Below are 17,266 nucleotides of genomic sequence, written 5' to 3'. Positions count from 1 at the left end.
ATTCCCACCCCCTCTGCCATCCCAGCCGCAGCGGCGCCAGGCGGCAAGGGGTTGCCGTCCACAGGCGCCGCTGCCTCACCGGCCAGGGCGGGCGATGTCGGGGGCACCACCAGGCTCACATCCTGGCGCAGGGAGGCTTGCAACTGTTGCAGGAAGTCGTCGGGAGGCAGCTCCCCCTCGTCGTCCGCCCCCTTCGAGGAAGACGCGGACTCGGTGGCGGGCTCGTCAGACGCCAAAGATTTGGCAGCCGGGGCAAGCCCCTCCCGGGCGCCCTCGGCGGGCCCCTGGAGTGGTGGATTGCCCTGGCTGGCTGGCGCCTTGCCCATCAGCTGGGCCATGGCCATGGCTTGCGAGAAGGCGGCCTTGCCCTCGCCTGACGGCTGCACGCCCCCTTCGCCCCCGACGGTGGGAGCCAGCAGGGTGGCGCTGCCATCGGCAGAAGGCGCCTGGGGGAGAGTGCTAATCAAGGGGGTCTGTATCATGCTGGGATCCCTGACGACGATTCGGTGACGGCCGCACGTGCGGTCATGGCTTGGCCCATCGGCCTCGCATGACTGGAAGAAAGCAAATTACAGGCCAGATTGGTGATAACGACGCAGGATGGCGTAGTCATCCAGCATCTTCTGCTCCTGGCGCTGGGCCTTCTGGCGCACCTTGTCCGCCTTCTTCTCCAGCAGCAGCTCGACCGCCTTGCGCCGCTGCTGGGCTTCGAGCCACTGGGTGCGGCACTCGGCCAGCGCCTCGCGCACTTGCAACACCCCTTGGTACTGCTGGGTCGCCGCGTTTTCGAGCTTGTTGATGAAGGCGTGATACTGGCTGTTCTGCTGGGGGCTGATCCCCTGCAGACCGCGCTCCGTCCACTGCTGGTGGTAGATCTGGCGGTACTGGTTGAGGGCGTTTTGCTGATCCATGAACAGCTTGAGATCCTGCTGGGCCTTGGCCAGCGCCATGGCGGCCTGCTGTTCGGCCTCCTCCAGCCGACTCGCCAGCAACGTCAATCCTTTACTCATAAGGGCTCTCCACCGGTCAACGCATCAGGGGCATGGCCACCAGTTGCAGGGATTGCAGGCCTTCATCGTAGTGAATGACCTCGCGCATTTTCTGCTGCAAGAACTGATCCAGATAGGGTTTCTGGATGATGGCCCGGTCGATGCGCGGATCCGATCCCTGGCTGTAGGCGCCGATGGTGATGAGATCCCGGTTCTGCTGGTAGAGGGAGTAGAACTGCTTGAAGGTGCGCGCCAGCTCCATGTGCTCCGGTGAGGTCACCATGGGCATGACCCGGCTGATGGATTTTTCGATGTCGATGGCCGGATAGTGGCCCGCATCCGCCAGCTCCCGCGCCAGCACGATGTGGCCATCGAGGATGGCCCGGGCCGCGTCGGCGATGGGATCCTGCAGATCGTCCCCCTCCGTCAGCACGGTGAAAAAGGCGGTGATGGAGCCCTGGCCGTCACTGCCGTTGCCGGCCCGCTCCACCAGCGCCGGCAATTTGGCAAACACCGAGGGGGGATAGCCCTTGGTGGCCGGCGGCTCCCCCACCGCCAGTGCAATTTCCCGCTGTGCCTGGGCGTAGCGGGTGAGGGAGTCCATCAGCAGCAGCACGTTGAGCCCCTGCTCGCGGAAATACTCGGCGATGGCGAGCGCCGTCTCGCACCCCTTGAGGCGCATCAGCGGCGAGGCATCGGCAGGGGCGGCCACCACCACGGCGCGCTCGCGCCCCTCGGCGCCGAGGATCTCCTCGATGAACTCCTTCACCTCCCGGCCCCGCTCGCCGATGAGGCCCACCACGACGACATCCGCCACCGAGCCCCGGGTCATCATGCCAAGCAGCACGGATTTGCCGACACCGGAGCCGGCGAACAGCCCCATACGCTGACCCCGGCCCACGGTGAGCACGGCATTGATGGCCCGTACCCCCACGTCCATGGGTTGATGGATGGGGCGACGGGCCAGGGGATTGATGCGGTGCTGAGCGAACTGCACCGTCTGGGACGAGAGGATGGGGCCGAGCCCGTCCAGGGGCTGGCCGATGCCATCGATGACCCGGCCAAGCAGACTCATGCCCACCGGAATGCCGTGATCTTCGGTGACGGGCACCACCCGGGCGCCGGGAATGACCCCCTTGAGCTGCTCGCTCGGCATCAAGAACAGGCGATCCCCGGCAAACCCCACCACCTCGGCCTCCAGGGCCCCATCCTGGGTATCGATGCGGCACAGGGAGCCGATGGCGGCGCGGCAGCCGATGGCTTCCAGGGTCAACCCCACCACCCGGGTGAGCTTGCCTGCCACCGGTGGTATGGGGGCCTGCTCGCGAACCCGGTAGCCTTTCAGCCGATCAAGAAGGGGTGCCGTCATGTCGCCTCCGACGATGAGTGCCTGATGATGCCGTCAGCAGGGCGCTGCACGACGGGTTCGAACCGGGCCATGGCTCAGCTCGCGTTGTCACGCAGGAAGTTGCGCAGCAGTTGATCGATGCGCCCGGAGAGGGTGAGATCGATGCTGGAAAGCTCGGTGGCCAGTTGCAGATCGCCGGGGGAGAAGGTGGGCTCGCTTTGCAGCCGCCAGTGGCGCCTGGCGCACTCCTCGGCGCCAAAGGCGGCCTCTACCCGGGTCACATCCTCCGGATGCAGCATCAGGGTGACCCCCTGCTCGGCGGCAGGGAGCAGGGCCAACCCCTGCTTGAGGGCCTCCAGCAGCAGCGTGGGGGAGGTTTGCGCCTCATGGCGGATGAGGGCGCGGGCGAGCTGTTGCACCAAGGCGATGAGCTGCTGCTCCACCGCCTCGTCCATCTCGCCAAGGGGAGTGGCCAGGCGTGAGACCAGGGCTTGCCAGCGGGCTATCTCCAGCTCCACCTGCTCCCGCCCCATGGCGAGTCCCTCTTCCCTGCCCTGCTCCAGCCCGGCCTGGTGGCCCTGCTGCAAGCCTTCGAGCTTGCCCTCTTCCAGCCCCTTGGCAAAACCGGCCTCGCGCCCATCGCGCATCCCCTCTTCCCAGGCGGCCTGACGAATCGCCTCCACCTCTTCGGCGGTGATGCTGGGGGCGGGCTCTTCGGGTTGTTCTTCCGGCAGGGCCGCATCGGCCTGCTCCTGACGATACCAGTCAGGAGCCAGCCCCAGGGCATTGGTCTCGACCTCGGCTTCGGTCTCCATCTCTGGCCAGCCCCAGGTCTCAATCTGCGCCGTGTCGGACTCGGGTCTCAGATAGCCGCGCAGTTTGCTGTTCTTGTCATTCATGTGCCGAAGAGACTCCTATCGAGGGCCGGGTACAGGGGCCGACATCATCGCACATTCCATGGCCCATGGCTTAGAGGAACTCTTCGCCACCACCCGCCCCCAGCATGATCTCGCCCGCATCCGCCAGGCGGCGCGCCGTAGAGAGGATCTCCTTCTGGGCGGCCTCCACCTCGGAGACCCGGATCGGCCCCATGGCCTCGAGGTCGTCCGCCAGCATCTCGGCGGCCCGCTTGGACATGTTCTTGAATACTTTTTCCCGCATCTGGTCGTCCGACCCCTTGAGGGCCCGTTGCAGCAGATCCCCGGGCACTTCCCGCAACAGGGTCTGGATGCCCCGATCGTCCACGTCGATGAGGTTTTCGAACACGAACATCAGATCCTGGATCTGCTGGCTCATCTCCTCGTCCGACTCGCGGATGGAGTCCATCAGCTGCCCTTCGATGTTGGTGTCCAGGTAGTTCATGATGTTGGCCGCAGCCTTCAGGCCGCCCATCTTGGCCGCCTGGGCACCGGCTGCACCGGCGAACTGTTTCTCCATGATGTCGTTGAGCTCCTGCAGCGCCGCCGGTTGCACCTCTTCGAGGTTGGCGATGCGCATCACCAGATCCAGGCGCACCTGCTCCGGGAACTGGCTCAGGATCTCGGCGGACTGTTCCGGCTCCAGATAGGAGAGGACGATGGTCTGGATCTGCGGGTGCTCGTTCTGGATGATGCTGGCCACCTGACGGGCATCCATCCACTTGAGGGAGTCGAGGCCACGGGCACCTGATCCCAGGATGATCTGATCCACCAGGTTGCTGGCCTTGTCCTCCCCGAGCGCCGCCACCAGGGCCTTGCGCACGAAGTCTTCACTGCCGATGCCGATGTTGGTGTACTTCTGGATGTCGTCGATAAATTGACGATGCACCGCCGCCACCCGATCGTGGCTGAAATCCGACATGGAGGCCATGGACATGCCGAGCCGCTGCACCTGCTTGGGCTCGAGGTGGCGGAAGATCTGGGCCGCATCCTCCTCGTTGAGGCTCAGCATCAGCACCGCCGCCATCTCCATGCCCCCCATCTGATCCAGGATCAGACGCTGGCTTTCGGTGATGTCGTTGCCGGTGACCTGGCTTTTATTCTCTTCAGGCATCTTTGGTTACCCATTCTTTGATGACCTGGGCGGCCAGGTCAGGTTCGTTCGCTACCAGGGCGCGCACGGCCTTGAGCAGATCCTCGTCACGGTGCAGGTCAGGCAGCTTGAGCTGACCATCCCGCAGACCGAATACCGGTTCGGCCTCGGCCTGGGCGGCCAGCAGGCTCAGTTCGTCGTCGCCACCCAGCACGGTGTGGTTGTCGAAGTCCAGCTCCCCTTCCGGCTTGGCGTCCGGGTAGAGCAGGCGCTTGAGCATGGGCCGCACCACGGTGACGATGAGCACTATGATGACCAGCACGGAGGCGGCGATGCGCACTGCGCGCCAGAACCAGGGCTGCTCGTAGAGGGGAATGTCGGCAACGGTCTCGAGTTCCGGGCGGTTGAACGGAATGGCGACCACCTCCAGGGTATCCCCCCGGGTCACGTCAAAGCCCAGACCGCCGCTCAGCAGACGGCGCAGGGTATCGAGTTCGGCCTGACTGCGGGCTTCCCGGGTCACGGCACCGTCGGCGCCGGGGATGGCCTTGTAATCCACCGCCACCGACACCGTCATGCGGCGAATGCCGCCCTGCTGGCGCCGGATGTGGCTGACAGTGGTGTCCAGTTCGAAGTTGCGGGTCGCTTCCTTGCGGGAACGGCCGGAAGAGGCGGTTCCTTCCCCGCCGGCTGCCTGCTCGGGAATGTTGGACGCAGCGGGCGGCTGGTTGGAGAGGGCACCGGGTACCCCGCCGTTGCTGCCGCTGGCGCTGTTCTCTTCCATGGTCATTTCGGAGCGCACCGCCGGCAGGTCCGGGTTGTAGGTCTTGCGGGTCTGCTCCTGCTGGGAGAAGTCGAGGGAGAGATCCACCTCCGCCGTATAGTTGTCGGCCCCCAGCACCGGGATCAGGATGGCGTCAATTTTTTGTTTGTATTCGAGCTCCTGCTTCTGCTGCATCGCAAACTCCTTGCGGGTCTGGGCAGAGAGGGGATCCTGGGAGCCGGAGTTGAGCAGGCGACCGTTCTGGTCGGTCACGGTGACGCGGGTCGGCTCCAGACCGTGAACGGCGGAGGCGACCATGTCGACGATGGAGTCCACCTCACCCTGGCCCAGGGCGTTGCCCTTGAGGCTCAGAACCACGGTGGCGCTGGGCTTGCGTTCGTTGCGGGCAAACACGTTGTCTTTCGGGATGGCCAGCAGCACCTGGGCCTTGGCGACGTTCTGGAACTGCTCGATGGCGCTCGCCAGCTGACGCTCGCGGCTCAGTTTCAGGCGCTCGCTCTCCATGCGCTGGCTGACGCCGAAGCTGGAGTCCTTGAGCAGGATGGCTTCGCCGTCGTTGCTGGCGTCGCTGTTGTTGGCCAGACCGGCGCGGGTCAGGCGCAACCGGATGTCCGCATAGTTTTCAGCACTGACCAGCACGCTCTTGCCGTCCACCTGATAGGGGATCTTCTGCTGATCCAGGTAATCCAGGGTGGAGACCAGCTCCTGGGTGGTGAAGGTGCCGAGGGGACGCATCTCCGGCTCCTTGCCCCACAAGAGGATGAAGACGGCGATGGCCAGACAGATGGTCAGCCCCAGGATCAGGGTGATCTGGCGCAACACATCGGTGTTGGACAGGAAGCCTAGCGCCGAGCTCTTCTGCTCGTGCTCGTCGAGGGCGGCCGCCCCCTCGTTGTTGATCAGCAGATCGCCGTTTTGATCAGTTGCCACGGTTTATGTCCTTGTTGCTGACATCTTCATGATGCTCGGTCGCCATGGGCCCGAGTTACACCGGCATGTTCATGATGGTCTTGTAGGCATCGACCATCTTGTTGCGCACCTGCACCGTCGCCTCGAAGGCGATGGAGGATTTCTGGCCGGCGATCATCACCTGGGAGAGATCCACCGACTTGTCGCCGAGATCGAAGCGGGTACGCAGATCGTTGGCGGTGCCCTGCAACTCGTTGACGTTGTCCAGGGCCTGTTGCAGCATCTGGCCGAAATCCGAGCTGACCGGACGACCGGGCTGGGTCAACGGCGTGGCACCGGCTTCCACCTTGAGGGCCTGCATCTCTTGCATCAGGCTGCTTGCGCTAATTTCCATCTTCCCTTCCCAGACAAATCATTGACACTGACTGGCTTGAAGCAATAAAGGTGCCAACCAGAGCGAGATCTCGAGATCAGGGATAAAAGAGGGGCGCGATCAGGCCGGCGGGCACCGGCCATCCGGGGATCAGGTTGCAGATCCGGGGGGATCGCCCAGCAGCAGCCGCAGGTAACTCAGGTGCAGATCGTAGTGCTCGCCTGCAGGCAGCTTGGCCAGCACCTCGTCGCGCAGGTAGCGGGCCTTCTCCCCCGCCTGCTCGGGGGCCACCAGCCCCACGCTCACCAGCCTGGCGATGATGGCATGGGAAAGCGCTAGGCAGGCCTCGTCGGCCTCCCCCCAACCGAAGGATGTCCCCTGATCACTCTGTGTCAGGCAGGGCTCGAGCGGTGCTACCAGATCCCCCCAGACCCAGAACGCGGCCGGGATCCCCTCCTGCAGGCGCAGATAGATGCTCTGCTTGTCCCACTCCCGGCGGTGGGCAGCCATCCGATCCTGCTCGGCCTCATGGGTCATCTTGCTCTCCTGGTCGCCGGACTCTGTGCGGCCCCCATGAAAAAGAGGGCCCAAGGCCCTCTTTTTACTGCAAGTCCCGACAATTAAACAGAGTGCACCTCGATCTCCTCCAAGAAAAAACGAGTCAGATCGGCAGGGATCACTTGTTCAGGTCATCATCCAGCCAGTACTTGGAGCCCGAGATGTTGGCGTCAAGCAACAGCCCCTTCTCGCCAATCTGGTAGATGGCCATGCCGCCATTGTATTTGGCGGTGAGCTCGGCGCTCTCCTTGCCCGCCACGGCGCCCACCTCGGAGGTGGCTTCCCACCCCTTGCTGACGAAGGCATCGAACCTCGCCTTGTCTTCGAACAGGATCACCTGCTGGTAGAACTTGCCGCCGATCCCGGCCGCGAGACCGGCACCGAACATCTTCATGTAGGTGTGCTTGCCACTGGTGCGATTGACGGCCACCCCGGCCCCCTGATTGGTGTGGATCATCAGGGAGAACTTGCGCGAGTCGAACACCGCATAGCCATAAGCCTTGTCAAACAGCAACTTGGCCGAGGGCTGCTCGTTGAATAGCCGCACCAGGGCGGTATCGGCCATGGTATCGAGGGCGGTTCTCGCCTCCTCCGGGGTCTTGGGCTCGAGCATGGTGTCGAGCTTCTTGTCGGCGGCGGTCAGCCACTCCTTGCCGGTGGCCGCGCTCTCTGCCGTCCAGGCCCCCGCCTTGTTGTAGGCCTCGGCCCCCCAGCTGGACACCGACTCCCAGGTCTCCTTGGAAAAATCGGTGATCCCCTTCCACGCCTCCTTGCTGGTATCGCTCACCGCGGTACCGAGTTCGGAGGCGGCCTCCTTCAGCTTTGCCCAGTCGGCCAGACCGGGGGTCGAGGCCAGCGCCAGTGCCGTGGCTATCACCAGGAATCGAATCTTCATTGTTTCCACCCTCTGTGATGAGTCGAAGGTCACAGTAGCAGATCTGGCGCCTGCCCGTTAAGGGCATCCCCCCGGCGCGGGTCAGACGCTGACGCGCAGGGGCTCAACGAAGCCGTTTGCCCTGACCGTCCACCACCTGCTCGCCATCCTCCTTGGCAAACGCCCCTTGCTGCGGGTCGGGCAGGATATCGAGCACCACCTCCGACGGGCGGCACAGCCGGGTGCCGAGGGGGGTGACCACGATGGGCCGGTTGATGAGGATGGGGTGGGCCAGCATGGCATCGATCAGTTCGTCATCGCTGAAGCGATCTTCTGCCAGCCCCAGCGCCTCGTAGGGGGGCACGTTCTTGCGCAGCAGATCGCGCACCGGCATCCCCATGGCGGCGATCAGGGCCACCAGCTCGTCGCGGGAGGGGGGCGTCTCCAGATAGTGAATGATGGTGGGCTCCACACCGCTGTTGCGAATCAGCGCGAGGGTGTTGCGGGAGGTGCCGCACTCCGGGTTGTGATAGAGGGTGATTGCACTCATTTGCCTGTCTCTCATGACTCAAGTGAATAGAAATGGGTTAGCGGCTCAGCCCCGCCTCGTACCAGGGTTTGCTGGCGTTGACCACGCGCACCACCAGCAGCATGACCGGCACCTCGATGAGCACCCCGACCACGGTGGCGAGCGCCGCGCCGGAATGAAAGCCGAACAGGCTGATGGCGGCGGCCACCGCCAGCTCGAAGAAGTTGGAGGCCCCGATCAGAGCGGAAGGGCAGGCCACCGAGTGCTTCTCCCCCACCTTGCGGTTGAGCCAGTAGGCGAGCCCGGAGTTGAACAGCACCTGGATCAGGATGGGCACCGCCAGGAGGGCGATGACCAGCGGCTGCTCCATGATGGCGTTGCCCTGGAAGGCGAACAGCAGCACCAGGGTGAGCAGCAGGGCCGCCACCGACCAGGGCTGGATGCGGGTCATGACGCCGTCAAAATGGGCCTGCCCCTTTCTCAGCAAGGCCTTGCGCAGCAGCTGGGCGAGGATGACGGGGATGACGATGTAGAGCACCACCGAGGTGAGCAGGGTATCCCAGGGCACGACTATGCTGGAGACCCCGAGCAGCAGCGCCACCAGCGGGGCAAAGGCAAACACCATGATAAGGTCGTTCACCGCCACCTGTGACAGGGTGAAGTAGGGATCGCCGTTGGTGAGGCGACTCCAGACAAACACCATGGCGGTGCAGGGGGCTGCCGCCAGCAGGATGAGGCCCGCCACGTAGCTGTCCAGCTGATCCGCCGGCAGCCAGTCGGCAAACAGCACGCGGATGAAGAGCCAGCCGAGGAAGGCCATGGAGAAGGGCTTGACCAGCCAGTTGATGAAGAGGGTGACCCCGATTCCCTTGAGGTGCCCCTTCACCTGGTGCAGGGCGCCAAAGTCGATCTTGAGCAGCATGGGGATGATCATCACCCAGATAAGCAGCCCCACCGGCAGGTTGACCCTGGCCACCTCCATGGCGCCGATGGCCTTGAAGAGACTCGGCAACCCCTGCCCCAGACCAATGCCCACCAGGATGCAGAGGGCGACCCAGGCGGTCAGATAACGTTCAAAAAAGCCGATGGCAGGGGCTGCCTTGGCCTCACAGCTTGCAGACATGATGACTCCCGGTGCGATCCACGCTCGCACCCCAGGTTGGATAGATGAATGACACGGCGCATGGGCATCGACAGCCCGGCATGGCCTGTTACGACTCGCCGCAGCAGGGCGACGACCCCTCGACGCGGGAAGCGCTGCCGGGCCCGGCGGGCAGCAGGCCGCACGCCTCGGGATGACCAGCGCAACACTCCTCGGTGAGGTAGGCGATCACCCCCAGCATCAGGGGGATGTTGGCGCGATAGCGCAGAAAACGCCCCTCCTGCTCCACCGACAGCAACCCGGCGTTGAGCATCCCCTTGAGGTGAAACGAGAGGGTATTGGGAGCGATGTCGAGCTCGCCGGCCAGCTCCCCCGCGACCCGCCCCTCCAGCCCGGCCTTGACCAGCAGCCGCCACACCTCGAGCCGGATGCCGGAAGCCAGCGATTCAAAGACCTTGGTGGCCATCTCTTTGTTCATGGGTCTCCCCCCTTGGATGCTTCATTTCAACTATACAAGAATTATTGAAATGATCATAACACCCCCACCGAGCCGGCATCGCGACGGGACGGGCCGCCAGAGGCGCCGCCCCGGCCATGTTGTGCCCGCCAGCGGCCTCATGCCAGTCATATGGCTAATATCTGGCCTCTCTTTATAAGGCACTCTTATGACCGTACCCCGGACAATCCTCCCGTTGTCCGCCCCGCTCACCGCGGCGCCCTGCCCCGCCGCAATGCCGCAGAACAACCCCCGGCGCCGGATGCACCAAAAGGCGATGAAACGAGAGAGGGCCCCAGGGCCCCGCCATCAGATGACGGGGCCCAGGGGAATCCGGGAGAAGCCGGGGAGGAGAGAGGGGCGCAATCAGGTGATCACGGGATCCCGATATTGCCGATGGATGGCACAAAACGCCTCCCGGCTTTGCAGCGCCGCCGCGACGCAGACAGGGTCGAACTGGCTGCTGGCATGGGTCTTGAGGTATTCAAAGGCCGTTTCGAGGGGCCAGGCCTGCTTGTAGGGACGCTCGCTGGTGAGGGCGTCAAACACATCCGCCACCGCGACGATGCGGGCTTCCAGGGGGATCGCCTCCCCCGCCAGTCCTTCCGGGTAGCCCTGACCGTCGAAACGCTCGTGGTGGTAGGCGATGATGTTCTTCAGCATGTCGGTGTGATGGATGCCGTCCAGGCCGAACTCGCGGATCATCAGGGCGATCATCTCCCGCCCCTTGAAGGGGTGGGTCTTCATCACCCCGTACTCCTCGGCCGTGAGCTTGCCCGGCTTGAGCAGGATGGCGTCGGGCACCGCAATCTTGCCGATATCATGCAGCTCGGAGAAGAGGTGAATGAACTCCACCTCCTCGTCACTCAAGGGGTAATGGGCCGCCACCTCCCGGGCGATGAGCCGCGAATAGGCCGACATGCGGTGCAGGTGATTGGCGGTCTCCTCGTCCCGGTAGCGGCTGAACTCCCGCACCGTGGTCAGGGCCCCGTTCAGGGTCTGGATGGAGAAGAACTCCACCGCGATGATGGCCGCCAGGATCTGGGCATAGGCCGCCAGCTCACCGCAAATGGCGCCATCGAAGTAACCGGGCTCTTTGGCATCGCAAAACAGAAAGCCGAACAAGCGACTGTTGAGCAGCAGCGGCTCGGTATAGCTCGACGCGTACCCGGCCGCCAGCACTTTGCGGCTGTGCTCGGAGGGGGAGCCCAGCAGGGAATCCAGGGTATCGAGCACCCTGGGCTGCTGGTGCTCGGCCAGGTAGCGCAGGGAAGGCACCTCGCTCAGCCTGACCTCGTACTGCAACAGCGGCGAGCCCCCGTCCGTGCTGTGGGCAAAGGTCTTGAGCTGGTCCGTCTGCGGGTCGTAGATGGCGATCGCCACCCGGCTCAACTTGTCAAACCGCTGCCTGAGGGTGGCGTGCACGTTCTGCACTTTCTCACCAAATGAACTCTCCATCCCGCACATCCTTCTGATAGGCCTGTTGGGAGTATAGTGACACCCGTTTTGCCCCTCCTGCCAAATGGTGACGGCGCACAGGGATCGTGATCCCGCCCGCACTGGCGACGGCCCCCTCCCTGCCCGTGGTCATGTCACGCCCGCCCCACCCCGCGTCCCCGGACAAAGAGATTGTTCGCTTCCGACGTGTCGGCTGTATAGTTTTTGGTTAGCCATTCCGGTAAAATCCGCGCCCTTGAATAAGAGCCACCTAAGAGTGATTGAGCGATGTCCAACACAAAACAGGCCCCCAAAGTAGGATTCGTCTCCTTGGGTTGTCCTAAAAGCACAAGACCAATCCATAGATAATACAGTCAGTCAGGCTTGTGCTGGCGGTATCCCATCACTGTGCTGGTGCTGAAAGTTGTAGTACTGATATGTCGCTTCACACAGGGTCATGTCTCCCGTTACCTAGGAGGTGTTCGTCCGATCAACCATCAGGATACCCCGAACACGCTCAAGCTCTGCTCGACCGCATCAGCCGCATCGAGCATGGAATCCTGGCTTAACGCCTAGGCTAGGATGTTATGTTGGGTTGACCGACATTGAAGAGGTGCTTAATGAAGCCCGCCCCCATGGAGACTCATAGGGGGATTAAAACGCTGATTGACGCCAGTTATAATCCAAAACAAGCTGAGGCAGTGTTGGCATTACTTTACTAGGTCCAGCGACAAATGCGCCCGCCGCTGTGGCAAACCACGATGAGCGAAGAGCGGTGATCTTCCGTTGGCAGACATCAGGGCTGACGCAACTTGTCTCAAACACAGCCTCTTTTTGGAGGGCGCAATCGTGTTGTTTACCACGTTAAAGTACATATTTTGGGGATGAGCATGCTGGGTGGCTCAACGCCCCCAGATTTGTTCACGCTTCTACTGCACACAAAGACCAATATCGAATCTATTCAGATAAGTTCAAGGTGCCGGTTAATCAATCCAAAATCAGCAACTGGTTCATAGCCTTTCTCTGAAAACATCAGTGCACCTCGCCGCTGCTCTTTCAGATTTGCTATGGCCTGAAAAAAGCAACTCTCGCACAGGTGAACCTCGTAACTTTCGCCATCGTGCTGAGTTCCATAACCCCAGTGGGCACTCAATGTGCCAAACTCGATATTGCTAACAGCCCCCTCTGTTTGGCAACTCTCTTCACAAACATCACAGCGAATATCGCTGATTACCTCGACCTCTTTTTTGGTCATGATTTTCATCTTTTGTTACTCCATTCATGCAACATCTGCGAATCAACTGCATCGAGTCCGCAGGTTGACCACTTCTCTGCATTGATGATTGCGCGTGATGGTCTCTCTAACTTGTGCCACTGCCGCTCTATGTGATTCACCCAAGGGCTGTAGACTGGCTGGAATACCAGGCATGACTAATGATGGCCCTCTAAGATACAGCTCCATATGAGTGTAAACATCTCATATCAGAGACTTGTTCACTTCCTTAGCTCCTGAGGTATCGGCCAATTTTTCTTAAAATCCATAAACTCAGCAACAAACGAACCCATCACACTCTTAACAAATTCATCATATATGGATTGATTGATAGTGACATGTAAGAGTGAATCCACTCTCAGCGAATCTCCTACTGCGGCTAGGAAATCCGCATTGTGAAAAATTAATGTCACTGTGCCACTTTTTTGATCCTGGCTCAGGATGATCTGTTGATTGGACATTATCCACCCTCAAATGATGCTTATATGCCGTGTCATTATACAAGTGTACTGATGGCCGTGTACAGTGCGCCGTATAACGTAGAACATAGCTCCTCTTGTGAGGAGATAACATGGATTCTGACGAGTTTGAGCTGACGATGCTCGCAACTGCATTCGGTAAAAATGTACGAGAACTGCGGTCTGCACGAGGTATGCAACAGGAAAAACTAGCGCTAATTGCTGGTATAGACCGTGGTCATATGGGAAAAATCGAACGTGGGGAGACTAGGGTAACCCTTGAAAAAGTTTATTTGATCGCAAAAGCCCTTGGGGTCTCGCCTGCATCATTGCTGCCATAGCCATAGCATGGCTGTTGCTCTTACCCAATGGCCCGCCCTGGATTTGCAATAAACTCGAACACGCCAAACACCTCACCTTATCACTGCATGCAAACCGCCCTGAGCTGGTTTGGTACAGTGTCAGCTCCAGCCAGTGCCAGGCGAAACCATACTCGTTGTCATCGGACGCATTAGGGAGATGCGTCGCATTCGGCCAGAAGTTTGCCCACAAACGCTACATCCGGTGCTCCGTCGACCCTCACAGAGTAGCGATGATACCAGGCAGTCCTCTCATGAGGCCTGTAGGGAAGAGAGAGCCTGTTTAGGAAATCGTCGGTGTCACAACTCACAAACGCATCGTCCAGACAGGCGATTAGGAAACCAGCAGGTATCTCAATCCCCTCGTTGTGACTACAACAAAACCGTTGAAAACAACAACCCTGTGCCTGGGAGATATTCTGAAAAAATCGCTGATGCCGAGATTGATGTACTCGAACTCGACAGCACAGGTAATGCCCAGTGTATCAAGCACTGAAAATATTTTAGCTCGGCCGGTATAAGTCGCAGCACCACGTCGTACAGCATCACCCAATCTGCCATCCCACGCCATATCCACATTATCAGTAAATGTATTCTGACTCGTAGTTAACCAACTCAGAGTGTGCTGCCAATCTGGGGTGGCTAACATTTCTTAAAATTCATAAACAGACATTTTGATCATATGCACAAACCCGTAGCTCTCATTTCTACTCCGCCACCAGTGCAGTGGCGAATAACCATGAGGAGCGACCCTGCCATCACCACCCAGGCTGAAATAGATTGGACTGCGACGCAGAGCGTAACGGTGGTGGACTACTTTTGCTTCCTAGGTCACATATTTTCGCGCCAGACACAATATAGGTAGAAGACATTGTGCAGTACATCTTAGTTGTACAATTTACAACGCAGGCAGACAGCCCACTTTTTGCTTGGTATAAAGAGGGTTCTGGCAAGCAGGTGTTGTGATTCTCTATAATCCAAGAGATTTTGTTGTAAAAATAGAAAGAAACATGCAAATCAACAACTTATAACCATATGATTTGTTGACACTTGTTTATCTAACTATATGTTTTTATTATTCTTTTACTTTTACAACAAAATGTCCTTTCAACTACATCCCCCACACCATAATTACAACAAATTACGGAAGGACCACTTCGGTTTTTCCGATTTAAAAATCAATAAAACTCACTAATCATCTGATTTTAAATAGTTATTTATCATTGTTGTAAATCACGCAACTTAATGTTTAATGCTGATTGTAACCTAATCAATCTTTGCAGTATTGCCAATTTTTAAAATCATGAACCCCCTCATAGAAACTCGCTCCAAAAGAAAAAAGACATTGATATATAAGTATTTTTAAATAAGTCAAACGCCGATTTATGATGATTTTCGTTTTGGTGTGGCCATTGTGATTTCCAGCACTATAATGAACAAAAAGGCTGATTGTTGTATTTTTATGGAGTGGCAATTATGAGTATTAGGCATTTGAGAGAACGGATCATTCAGGGCATCGAGAGTAGCGACAGGACTGAAAGCTCGCGTTATAGACACCATCAGACAGCACTCAACATGTTACTGAAAACATCAATTGTGCTGTCCGAGGATGAGCTGGAACAGGCACTGTCAGAAAATCTCAGTGAAACAATAGAAAAGCTAAGAATGACACTGGAACGTCAGGGCAAGACTGACACGCGAAGCCCACTGACACGAGTGCGTCGGTTGGCAGAGTTCTACGCTGAGATAAACAACATAGATTTCAGTCGAATGACTTTTTGTGAGGCTCTGGCAGCAGCAGTACAGAGGAAATATGGTGAGCGTCTCTGGCTCGATGAGGTCACCCCTAAGACGCAGAATTATATTAAGAAAAATTTCGTTACATACAGAGAAGTAGCACGTGAAATTATCAACGCATCATTATCTAACTGCCCAGAGGCCTGGCCGATTCTGAAAAGTAGCCCACAAGCAATTGGCAGCGCGACAAAAGTTTTGCGCGATTATATGATGGGTACATCACACCCTGCCGAGCGAGTGCCTGATGTTCGCATTAATTTCATTGAAAGATTTTTGAGTTTGCCCAAAAACTTACTGCTAGATAAGATTCATAGGAAAGTTGATCATCAACGCAGAGGGAAAACCTCGTCAGATCTTGATCGGTCCGCTATCAATCGCAGCACATTCATTAGCTCATCGCTGAACCCAAATCTACAGAAGGTTTATGATGAGTATTGTGAATATAAAATAAACAAAAAACAACCAGATATAATAAATGTTTCTGACGAGCTTAGGTCAGATCGACGCTATGAGATACGAGCAAAAGTCAATGAAAAAAACAGAAGAAACAATGAATGGACAATCAACGCGAAGGGCGAATGCGGCTCTGCTATCGCATTTAAAAGTCAGCTACTTTCATTTCAACATTTTTGTCATACTGAATTAGCTATTGATTACATGTCTGTTAGCAGTTATCACTTGACAATACCTGAGATTATGCAGGCTATGGCTGAATATTCGGAAGGACTGCAAACGGGTACAAGCCAATTCTCTAGAGTGCTAAATTTTGTAAAACGAGGGTCGGATTCGAAGGGCTACCTAAGGTTTTGTGCCGATCGTGGTAACAGAACAATCGAGGAGTTTTTTAAAGACCTAGATTTTATTATCGAGGAATATCCTAATTGGTTTAAGATGGCAGAGAAAGGCATCAACAGTCGCGGCCAAGCGGGCAAGAAAGGGAAACTGAACATTCAATTCTTACTCAACATACCTGCGTCAGATCGCCGAAATGCGGTTTATAGGGCCAGCCAGTGGTTATTCGATAAAGCAAAAGTATACAAGACCAATGCTGAGCAAAAAAATTTACTTTCGAATAACACAGACGATAAAAAACTAGAGCTGGCGCATAGAAAAAGTGCAGCATCTCAGATTGGCCGTGCGTTGCAGTATTTTAGAGCAGGACTGATACAAACAATCAGTTTTTATCAATCTCCACGCAGCGCAAACTGGACTGAATTGAAATTTTACCCTAATGCGACATCACAGAACAAAAACTATGCAAGTATAACATATCATCGTCAGCGTAACCGATTCCAACTATATATCCCATGTTTTGGTACATCGATGGTTAGTGACGATAACACAAAGTACAGATATCTTAAAAACGCAAATGCAAAAAATAGCGTGGATGTTGATGTTGAGTTACCAGAACAGCTTACCCCGCTGATCAAAGAGTATTTGAACATAAGGCGCAGTTATATTGAGTTTGATCTCATGACCTTTGCGGGCGTTCAGTCAATTGACGATATTGATATCTTTTTCCCTTGGCGTAGCATTCGACAAAGCCAAGTAAACAACGAGGAAAACCTTAAAATAAGAAGTAAATATATAGAAATATCATCAAAACTGTCAGATAATTTCATATCACTGACATATCAGGCCTATCTGATGACGATGCCTCATGATAAACAACATGGTATCAACATTCATGCGTTAAGACACCTTGTTGCAGAAACGCATCTCGAGGAACATCCTGGTGATTTTATTGGTGCAGCAGCGAAGCTCAATGATGACGTGGAGCAAATAATTAAGACCTACGGTGATAAGGATAGAGCTAAAGCGATGCGCAGAGTATCTGACAATGAAACGCTGAACTTCTCATTTACGTTATAATAAGCAGTAGAGAATATTTATACAGTTCTAGTTATCACCTGACACCGACCTAAAATCGGTGTCTTGTTTACGCTACTTTCGTGCGCCCTTCCTTTGGT

General features: G+C 57.4%; 16 protein-coding genes and 2 pseudogenes. 2 read left to right on the top strand and 16 right to left on the bottom strand.

Annotated features, from left to right (window positions below):
• From AACR77_RS22480 to AACR77_RS22410, 16 genes and pseudogenes are all read right to left on the bottom strand, one after another.
• Positions 1-482: pseudogene (locus AACR77_RS22480) on the bottom strand (hypothetical protein); the annotation flags it as partial.
• Positions 483-569: 87 nt separating this feature from the next.
• Positions 570-1,010 (bottom strand): flagellar export protein FliJ, encoded by a 441-nt coding sequence (gene fliJ, locus AACR77_RS22475; RefSeq protein WP_039039911.1) that lies wholly within the window; start codon positions 1,008-1,010, stop codon positions 570-572.
• 16 nt (positions 1,011-1,026) lie between these two features.
• A complete protein-coding gene (fliI, locus tag AACR77_RS22470; protein ID WP_029314163.1) occupies positions 1,027-2,358 on the bottom strand; it encodes a flagellar protein export ATPase FliI in 1,332 nt (443 codons plus the stop codon).
• A gap of 74 nt (positions 2,359-2,432) precedes the next feature.
• Positions 2,433-3,236 (bottom strand): flagellar assembly protein FliH, encoded by an 804-nt coding sequence (fliH, locus tag AACR77_RS22465; protein WP_042878970.1) that lies wholly within the window; start codon positions 3,234-3,236, stop codon positions 2,433-2,435.
• A gap of 70 nt (positions 3,237-3,306) precedes the next feature.
• The gene (fliG, locus tag AACR77_RS22460; protein WP_010673917.1) at positions 3,307-4,368 is read right to left on the bottom strand and encodes a flagellar motor switch protein FliG; all 1,062 of its coding nucleotides are present in this window, start codon (positions 4,366-4,368) and stop codon (positions 3,307-3,309) included.
• Complete coding sequence (gene fliF, locus AACR77_RS22455) at positions 4,361-6,061, bottom strand: flagellar basal-body MS-ring/collar protein FliF (protein ID WP_041212623.1); 1,701 nt, start codon at positions 6,059-6,061, stop codon at positions 4,361-4,363. The genes fliG and fliF overlap by 8 nt, the downstream gene beginning before the upstream one ends.
• 55 nt (positions 6,062-6,116) lie before the next feature.
• Positions 6,117-6,434 (bottom strand): flagellar hook-basal body complex protein FliE, encoded by a 318-nt coding sequence (gene fliE, locus AACR77_RS22450; protein WP_029314161.1) that lies wholly within the window; start codon positions 6,432-6,434, stop codon positions 6,117-6,119.
• A gap of 129 nt (positions 6,435-6,563) precedes the next feature.
• Complete coding sequence (locus tag AACR77_RS22445) at positions 6,564-6,950, bottom strand: hypothetical protein (RefSeq protein WP_042878968.1); 387 nt, start codon at positions 6,948-6,950, stop codon at positions 6,564-6,566.
• A gap of 139 nt (positions 6,951-7,089) precedes the next feature.
• Positions 7,090-7,866 (bottom strand): beta cell expansion factor BefA, encoded by a 777-nt coding sequence (gene befA / locus AACR77_RS22440; RefSeq protein WP_041212621.1) that lies wholly within the window; start codon positions 7,864-7,866, stop codon positions 7,090-7,092.
• A gap of 103 nt (positions 7,867-7,969) precedes the next feature.
• The gene (gene arsC, locus AACR77_RS22435; protein WP_089503660.1) at positions 7,970-8,395 is read right to left on the bottom strand and encodes a glutaredoxin-dependent arsenate reductase; all 426 of its coding nucleotides are present in this window, start codon (positions 8,393-8,395) and stop codon (positions 7,970-7,972) included.
• 37 nt (positions 8,396-8,432) lie between these two features.
• Complete coding sequence (gene arsB / locus AACR77_RS22430; RefSeq protein WP_042878966.1) at positions 8,433-9,497, bottom strand: ACR3 family arsenite efflux transporter; 1,065 nt, start codon at positions 9,495-9,497, stop codon at positions 8,433-8,435.
• Positions 9,498-9,585: 88 nt separating this feature from the next.
• Positions 9,586-9,954: an ArsR/SmtB family transcription factor gene (locus AACR77_RS22425; protein WP_042878965.1), complete on the bottom strand. Its 369-nt coding sequence runs from the start codon at positions 9,952-9,954 to the stop codon at positions 9,586-9,588.
• 384 nt (positions 9,955-10,338) lie between these two features.
• Positions 10,339-11,430 (bottom strand): HD domain-containing phosphohydrolase, encoded by a 1,092-nt coding sequence (locus AACR77_RS22420; RefSeq protein ID WP_042878963.1) that lies wholly within the window; start codon positions 11,428-11,430, stop codon positions 10,339-10,341.
• Positions 11,431-12,370: 940 nt separating this feature from the next.
• On the bottom strand, positions 12,371-12,673 hold the full coding sequence (locus AACR77_RS22415) for a hypothetical protein (protein ID WP_042878961.1): 303 nt from the start codon (positions 12,671-12,673) through the stop codon (positions 12,371-12,373).
• A gap of 33 nt (positions 12,674-12,706) precedes the next feature.
• Positions 12,707-12,834: pseudogene (locus AACR77_RS23220) on the bottom strand (IS630 family transposase); the annotation flags it as partial.
• 69 nt (positions 12,835-12,903) lie between these two features.
• A complete protein-coding gene (locus tag AACR77_RS22410; protein ID WP_042878959.1) occupies positions 12,904-13,143 on the bottom strand; it encodes a hypothetical protein in 240 nt (79 codons plus the stop codon).
• A gap of 110 nt (positions 13,144-13,253) precedes the next feature.
• Between AACR77_RS22410 and AACR77_RS22405 the strand changes: the two genes are divergently transcribed.
• Positions 13,254-13,481, top strand: a complete 228-nt coding sequence (locus tag AACR77_RS22405) for a helix-turn-helix domain-containing protein (RefSeq protein ID WP_080697938.1) — start codon at positions 13,254-13,256, stop codon at positions 13,479-13,481.
• 1,494 nt (positions 13,482-14,975) lie between these two features.
• Positions 14,976-17,168, top strand: coding sequence for a hypothetical protein (locus tag AACR77_RS22400; protein WP_139739336.1), 2,193 nt, complete (start codon positions 14,976-14,978; stop codon positions 17,166-17,168).
• The last annotated feature ends 98 nt before the right edge of the window (positions 17,169-17,266 follow it).

The organism is Aeromonas sp. ZOR0002, assembly GCF_963866995.1.
GTDB lineage: Bacteria > Pseudomonadota > Gammaproteobacteria > Enterobacterales > Aeromonadaceae > Aeromonas > Aeromonas caviae.
This window is presented reverse-complemented; position numbering and strand designations above follow the sequence as displayed.

Excerpts from the sequence above, each read along its gene's own strand:
- fliI (WP_029314163.1), bottom strand. The coding sequence starts at position 2,358 with ATGACGGCACCCCTTCTTGATCGGCTGAAAGGCTACCGGGTTCGCGAG.
- AACR77_RS22405 (WP_080697938.1), top strand. The coding sequence starts at position 13,254 with ATGGATTCTGACGAGTTTGAGCTGACGATGCTCGCAACTGCATTCGGT.
- AACR77_RS22410 (WP_042878959.1), bottom strand. The coding sequence starts at position 13,143 with ATGTCCAATCAACAGATCATCCTGAGCCAGGATCAAAAAAGTGGCACA.
- fliH (WP_042878970.1), bottom strand. The coding sequence starts at position 3,236 with ATGAATGACAAGAACAGCAAACTGCGCGGCTATCTGAGACCCGAGTCC.
- fliG (WP_010673917.1), bottom strand. The coding sequence starts at position 4,368 with ATGCCTGAAGAGAATAAAAGCCAGGTCACCGGCAACGACATCACCGAA.
- AACR77_RS22415 (WP_042878961.1), bottom strand. The coding sequence starts at position 12,673 with ATGAAAATCATGACCAAAAAAGAGGTCGAGGTAATCAGCGATATTCGC.
- AACR77_RS22400 (WP_139739336.1), top strand. The coding sequence starts at position 14,976 with ATGAGTATTAGGCATTTGAGAGAACGGATCATTCAGGGCATCGAGAGT.
- AACR77_RS22445 (WP_042878968.1), bottom strand. The coding sequence starts at position 6,950 with ATGACCCATGAGGCCGAGCAGGATCGGATGGCTGCCCACCGCCGGGAG.
- arsB (WP_042878966.1), bottom strand. The coding sequence starts at position 9,497 with ATGTCTGCAAGCTGTGAGGCCAAGGCAGCCCCTGCCATCGGCTTTTTT.
- fliE (WP_029314161.1), bottom strand. The coding sequence starts at position 6,434 with ATGGAAATTAGCGCAAGCAGCCTGATGCAAGAGATGCAGGCCCTCAAG.
- AACR77_RS22425 (WP_042878965.1), bottom strand. The coding sequence starts at position 9,954 with ATGAACAAAGAGATGGCCACCAAGGTCTTTGAATCGCTGGCTTCCGGC.
- befA (WP_041212621.1), bottom strand. The coding sequence starts at position 7,866 with ATGAAGATTCGATTCCTGGTGATAGCCACGGCACTGGCGCTGGCCTCG.
- arsC (WP_089503660.1), bottom strand. The coding sequence starts at position 8,395 with ATGAGTGCAATCACCCTCTATCACAACCCGGAGTGCGGCACCTCCCGC.
- fliJ (WP_039039911.1), bottom strand. The coding sequence starts at position 1,010 with ATGAGTAAAGGATTGACGTTGCTGGCGAGTCGGCTGGAGGAGGCCGAA.
- AACR77_RS22420 (WP_042878963.1), bottom strand. The coding sequence starts at position 11,430 with ATGGAGAGTTCATTTGGTGAGAAAGTGCAGAACGTGCACGCCACCCTC.